Source organism: Streptomyces sp. NPDC054863 (genome assembly GCF_053610825.1).
In genome coordinates this window covers 1-4,850 of sequence record NZ_JBSGZD010000429.1, presented here as the reverse complement: position 1 = coordinate 4,850, position 4,850 = coordinate 1, and the positions used below count along the sequence as shown (strand labels likewise).

Annotated in this window: 3 protein-coding genes; 1 reads left to right on the top strand and 2 read right to left on the bottom strand. The window is 69.6% G+C overall.

Annotated features, from left to right (window positions below; genetic code table 11):
- Positions 1-115: 115 nt before the first annotated feature.
- Both ACWGIG_RS36985 and ACWGIG_RS36980 read right to left on the bottom strand, forming a co-directional pair.
- Positions 116-502, bottom strand: coding sequence for a VOC family protein (locus ACWGIG_RS36985; RefSeq protein WP_453326104.1), 387 nt, complete (start codon positions 500-502; stop codon positions 116-118).
- Between the two features lie 144 nt (positions 503-646).
- Entirely contained in the window at positions 647-1,657 is a 1,011-nt protein-coding gene (locus ACWGIG_RS36980) for a helix-turn-helix domain-containing protein (RefSeq protein ID WP_453326103.1), read from the bottom strand.
- Between the two features lie 190 nt (positions 1,658-1,847).
- Between ACWGIG_RS36980 and ACWGIG_RS36975 the strand changes: the two genes are divergently transcribed.
- Positions 1,848-4,658 (top strand): M4 family metallopeptidase, encoded by a 2,811-nt coding sequence (locus ACWGIG_RS36975; protein ID WP_453326102.1) that lies wholly within the window; start codon positions 1,848-1,850, stop codon positions 4,656-4,658.
- Positions 4,659-4,850 lie beyond the last annotated feature (192 nt).

The window sequence follows — 4,850 nt, the reverse complement described above, 5'->3', positions numbered from 1 at the left end:
GGGCCCCTCCGTCTCTCCTGAGGCTGCTGTCGCCCGTCTGCGGCGCCGTCGTGGCCGGTCCGCCCCACGCGGCGGATCCGCGGATCCGGTACAGCCACGCACCCCTGTGGACGGCTCAGAAGCCGCCGTACGGCACGGTGATGATCTCCATGCCGTGGCCCGCCGGATCGGGGAAGTAGACGCCCCGGCCGCCGTCGTTGTGGTTGATCTCGCCGGGCTTCTTCCCGTGCGGATCCGCCGTGTACGCCAGGCCCTTGGCCTTGATGCGGCCGAAGATCTTGTCGAACTCTTCCTCGGAGACGAGGAACGCGTAGTGCTGCGGGAAGACGTCCTGCGTGGGCGGGAGCGTCGCGAAGTCGAGATCGACGCCGTTCGCGAGAGTGACCTGGATGAACGGGCCCCATTCGGCGCCCACTTCGAGGCCCATGATGTGGGCGAAGAACTCCGCGGATTCCCGGTTGTCACGGGAGAAGACGATCGTGTGATTCAGCTGTACGGACACTGTGGAATGCCTCCGATGGGCAAACTCACGGGCTACCTCCACGCCCCACCCGGCCGGTGGCCGACGCGCGATGCCGTCCGGTGAGGCTAGGGGAGCGGGGGGCGGATGTCCAGAGCGGCTTTCGGACCGTCCGCCCCGCCCGTTTCAGGCCAGCCACCCCCTCGTCGCCGCCTGCGCCCCCGCCTGGAACCGGGTCTCCGCGTTCAGGGCCGCCAGGAGGCGGGTGATGCGGCGGCGGGCCGTGTGGACGTGCACGCCGAGCCGGCGGGCTATCGCCTCGTCCTTGAGTCCCGCCGCCAACAGGCCCAGCAATTCGCGCTGTTGGCCCGAAACGGGGTCGGCCGTCGCCCCCGTACCGCTGCTGCCCAGTGGGATGGAGCGGTCCCACACCGTCTCGAAGAGCGGCAGCAGGGCGTTGCGCAGCAGGGCGTCGCCGACGACCAGGGCGGAGGCGGTCGGGTCCGCCGATTCCGAGGGCGGCAGCAGGGTGATGCGGCGGTCGATGCCGATCAGCTTCGTCGGTACGCCCGAGGTGACGCGGGCCCGCAGCCCGCGGGCCGCCAGTGCGGTCAGGGAGCGCATCCGGCCGGGGAAGCCCAGGCCCTCCCGGTCGATGACCGCGCGGACCGTGATGCCCCGGGCGAGAAGGGCCTCGATGTCCAGGGCGGGCGGCCGGTCCGGATGGTCCGCGTCCGCCTTCGCGTAAGGGGGCCGGTCCAGGATCACCACCTCCTGTTCGGCGGAGGCGAGGAGCGACTCCGCGCGCTCGCCGATCTGGCGCGGGCCCGTGACGATTTCTATGCCGCCCTCCGACGCGCTGTGTGAACCCGCCGTGAGGCGGCCCGCGATGCGGTCGGCGGACATCATCAGCTGCTCCAACTCGGCTGACCGAATGTGGAGTTCGGCTTGACGGCGATGGATGAGTGTGCGGATGGCGGCGGCCGGAGCGGCCGGGCGCGGTGAACCGTCCGGGGCGGGGACGGTGAAACCGGATACGGAGAGGCTGGTCAGGGCCTCGTCGATCCGCGGAACGGGGAGTTCCAGGAGTCTTGCCAAGTCACTTGTGCAGGAGGCCTGTTCCTTCAGCAGGGCCTCGTAGACACGTCCCTCGACCTCCCCCAGGCCGAGGCTGTGCAGTTCTTCCCCCTCGATCATGGGCCGGATTCTTTCGTGAGCACACCATGCACACAAGTGTGCGTGTCCACATCTGAACACATGGGAAACATTGCCGACTTGAACACACAGCGACTTGCATGGTCATGCCCAAGCTCGTCCGTACCGTGGGAGGGGAAGCGTGCACAAGACCCGAGTGCGTGCAGCAAGACCTGGCATCACAAGTGCAGGTATGTCCAAGGCCGGTATATCCAAGGGGGTCGCCGCGACATTCGCAGCGGCTGCCCTCCTCGCCGGCGTCGTACCCGCCGCGCAGGCCGCACCGGCGGCCCCCGCAGCGCCCGCGGCCGAAGTGATCCCGGGAACCGACACCGCGACCCCGGCCCTGGTCGACGGCATCAACGAGCCCGCGAAGGCGACCGGCAGCGCCGCCGACGCGGCCCTCGGCCACCTCGCCGACAAGCAGAGCCGGTACCGCATCGGCAACCCCCAGGGCGACCTGAAGGCCGTCGGCACCCAGGCCAAGGGGGGCACCGAGACGGTCCGCCTCCAGCAGAAGTACAAGGGTCTCGACGTCCTCGGCGGCCAGTACGTCGTCCGCATGGAGAACAAGGCCGGAAAGCGCTCCGTCGTCGGCACCTCCGGCAAGTACTTCACGAAGCTGGCGACCGGCACCACCGCCACGGTCTCCGAGAAGGTCGCCGTCGCGCGCGCCGTCGCCGCCGTGAACCGCGAGCTGAACGGCAAGAACCTCAGCAAGAAGGACCTGCGCAAGGCCCAGGGCCAGAAGTCCCCGGCCGCCACCGCGCTCACCGGCACCGCGGGCAGGCTCGTCGTCCTCCCGCAGGGCAAGGGCGTCCTGACCCGCCAGGTCACCGTCAAGGGCAACCACCCGGTGACCGGCGAGGCCGTGCTGCGGCAGGTCTACATCGACGCGAAGGCCGGCTTCCCGGTCCTGCAGTACAGCAGCATCAAGACCTTCGGCACGAAGCAGGCGAAGGGCGCGGCCCCGAAGGGGGCGGCGGCCCGGAAGGCCCCGGCGAAGGCGCTCGGGCCCGGTGACGCCACCGGCACAGGCGTCAAGACCGACGGCGCCAAGGTGGACCTCAACCTGTACTTCGACTCCTCCCGCAAGGAGTACACGCTCAGCGACCACGTGCGGATGCAGGGCAGCAGCAAGAACCCCATCACCACGTGGGACGCGCGCGGCGTCGAGGCCGACGACGCGGCGGGCAAGTGGCCTTCGGGCATCAAGGAGTTCGGCTCGCCCGTCCAGGACTTCGGCAAGGACGCCACCGACGCGGGCGCCATCGACGCGCAGTGGGCCGGCACCCAGGTGTACGACTACTACAAGTCGAAGCACAACCGCGACAGCCTCGACGGCCGCGGCATGACCATCAACTCCCTGGTGGGCGTGACGAACGGCGGACAGCCGTGGGTCAACGCCTTCTGGGACGGCTCGAAGATGGTGTACGGCGTCGGCGACGACGAGTACAAGCCGCTCGCGTCCGACGTCGACGTGGTCGGCCACGAGATGACGCACGGCGTCGTCGAGAACACCGCCAACCTGGTGTACGTCGGCCAGTCCGGCGCGCTCAACGAGGGCATAGCCGACTACTTCGGCAACGCCATCGACACCTTCACCTCCGGCACCGCCATGGACGACCCGGACTCGGGCCTCCTCGGCGAGAACCTGTGCCGCACGCTCTCCGCCCGGGACTGCGCACTGCGCGACCTCAACGACGGCCGCACCACCTCCAAGGACTTCCTCGGCGTCTCGTACGACGTCGACAACGGCGGCGTGCACCTCAACTCGACGATCTTCTCGGGTGCCCTGTGGGACATCCGCCAGGACCTCGACAAGGACCTCGCCGACCGGATCGTCTACAAGGCGCTCTCCGAGTACCTGACCCCCCTGGACGGCTTCACCGAGGGCCGCAACGCCGTCGTCGCCGCCGCCAAGGACCTGAAGGCGTCGGCGAAGGACCTGAACGTCATCAAGCGCTCCTTCAACGCCCACGGCATCACGCCGGGCTGGGAAGACGCGCTCGGCATGGACTCCGACACCCTCCTGGGCAAGCTCAACACATCGGGCACGGGCGTCGGCGCGGGCGGCGGCCACTACGCGGTCTCCAAGTCGAACGACGACGGCTCCGAGCCGTACTCGATCTACGCGGGCCGCACCGACGGCAAGGGCGCGCCCAAGCTGATCAGCCCGAACGACGGCAGGTTCCACGTCTACCCGGCGACCGACGGCAAGAACGTCGTCTGGGCGGCCTTCGGCACGACCAGCATCGACGTCATGGTCCGCCCGGTCGCGGGCGGCCCGGCCAAGAAGATCTGGTCCTCCTACACCGGCCTCCAGGGTCTGCGCATCGACGGTGACCTGGTCGTCTGGGAGGAGAACGACCCGTTCGGCGGGCGTCACGCCGCGTACAAGAACCTGAAGACGGGCGAGCAGGCCTACGTCGACGGCGGGCGCTACCACCTCGGCTCCGCGCTGCCCTCCGTGAAGAACGGCAAGGTCGCGTACGCCAAGCTGTGGCCGGTCAACGGCCAGTACAAGCTGGACGTCGAGGTCCTCGACCCCAAGACCGGCAAGACGAACGTCCTGCCGCAGAAGGCGACCGTGGAAAGCCTCGGCCAGACCGGCATCTCCCGCACCCACGTCTCCTGGCTGGTCGACGAGAACGCCGCGGACGAGGGTCAGATGGCCGTACGCCGCGCCAACCTGGACGGCACCAAGCTGCTGGACCTCAGCCCCGAGGCGGGCGGCAAGGCGCTCTTCGCCCTGGACCTGACCGCGTCGGAGGAGGCCGTGACGGTCGGAGCCTCGCTGCCCGACACGGTGTACCGCAACGAGACGCTGCCGAAGCTGTGGCAGTTCGACGCGGCCGGCACCCGTGAGGGCGAGCGGGTCTCCTGCAACCGCGGCGACCAGTCGTGGGCGTCGGCCGACACCGGCAAGCGGGTCGTCTGGATCGACGGCACCACGAGCAACACGGACCTGGTGGTCCGGGACCGCGCGGCGGGCCGCTGCTGACGGCTCCCACGTGGACCTGTGGACCTGTGGGTCTGTGAACCAGTAGGTCTGTGAACCTGTGAGGCTGTGAACCGGACCCCCCGCGCCCCAGCCCCCGGGGTCCCCTAACCTGTTAAGCCCGCACCCCGTGGCGCGGGCGCGCACCCCGGCGAAGGCCCCCGTGAACGTGTTTTGGTCGCCGCCGAACGGGCC

Bases quoted from the DNA above. Each gene is read 5' to 3' on its own strand.
- ACWGIG_RS36980 (WP_453326103.1), bottom strand. From the start codon at position 1,657: ATGATCGAGGGGGAAGAACTGCACAGCCTCGGCCTGGGGGAGGTCGAG.
- ACWGIG_RS36975 (WP_453326102.1), top strand. From the start codon at position 1,848: ATGTCCAAGGCCGGTATATCCAAGGGGGTCGCCGCGACATTCGCAGCG.